Source organism: Rhodobacter flavimaris, assembly GCF_021378075.1.
In the GTDB taxonomy this organism is placed as follows: domain Bacteria; phylum Pseudomonadota; class Alphaproteobacteria; order Rhodobacterales; family Rhodobacteraceae; genus Rhodobacter; species Rhodobacter flavimaris.
In genome coordinates this window covers 1-808 of record NZ_JAJUOS010000036.1, presented here as the reverse complement: position 1 = coordinate 808, position 808 = coordinate 1, and the positions used below count along the sequence as shown (strand labels likewise).

General features: G+C 67.6%; 2 protein-coding genes. Both read right to left on the bottom strand.

Going from position 1 to position 808, the window contains the following annotated elements:
- A partial coding sequence (locus tag LZA78_RS18080) for an adenylate kinase family protein (RefSeq protein WP_233678167.1) occupies positions 1–337 on the bottom strand: 337 nt, incomplete at its 3' end.
- Between the two features lie 4 nt (positions 338–341).
- On the bottom strand, positions 342–808 hold a 467-nt coding region (locus tag LZA78_RS18075), incomplete at its 5' end, for an AMP-binding enzyme (RefSeq protein ID WP_438811096.1).

Here is an 808-nt window from a genome sequence, read left to right as displayed (position 1 = left end):
ACAGAAGCGCATCGAGCGCCTCGGCCTGGCCCGCCGTGCGCGGGAAGCCGTCGAGGATCACCCCCGCGGTCACGTCCGGCTCGCCCAGGCGATCGCGCAGGATGTTCAGCACGATCTCGTCCGAGACAAGACCACCGGCCTCCATCACCGCCTTCGCGGCCAGACCCGCCGGCGTGCCCGCGGCCACAGCCGCGCGCAGCAGATCGCCGGTGGAAAGCTGCACCAGGCCGAAACGCTCTTCGAGCATCCGGGCCTGGGTGCCTTTCCCGGCCCCGGGGGGGCCGAGCAGGATCAGGACGGCGGGCGTCGTTGCGACGGTGTAGTTGTCACCAGCCATCGCGTCAGCCTTTGTTGCCACGGTTGGCGATCAGCTCGTCAACCACCGAAGGATCAGCCAGCGTCGAGGTGTCGCCAAGCGCGCCAAAATCGTTCTCGGCGATCTTGCGCAGGATGCGGCGCATGATCTTGCCCGAACGGGTCTTGGGCAGGCCCGGGGCCCACTGGATGATGTCGGGCTTGGCGATCGGACCGATCTCGGTGCGCACCCACTTCTCAAGCTCCTTGCGCAGATCGTCCGAGGGCTCGATGTCGTTCATCAGCGTGACATAGGCGTAGATGCCCTGGCCCTTGAGATCGTGCGGGTAGCCCACAACGGCGGCCTCGGCCACGGCCGGGTGCGCCACCAGCGCCGATTCAACCTCGGCCGTGCCCATCCGGTGGCCCGAGACGTTGATGACGTCATCGACGCGGCCGGTGATCCAGTAGTAGCCGTCCTTGTCGCGGCGGCAGCCGTCACCGGTGAAGTAGT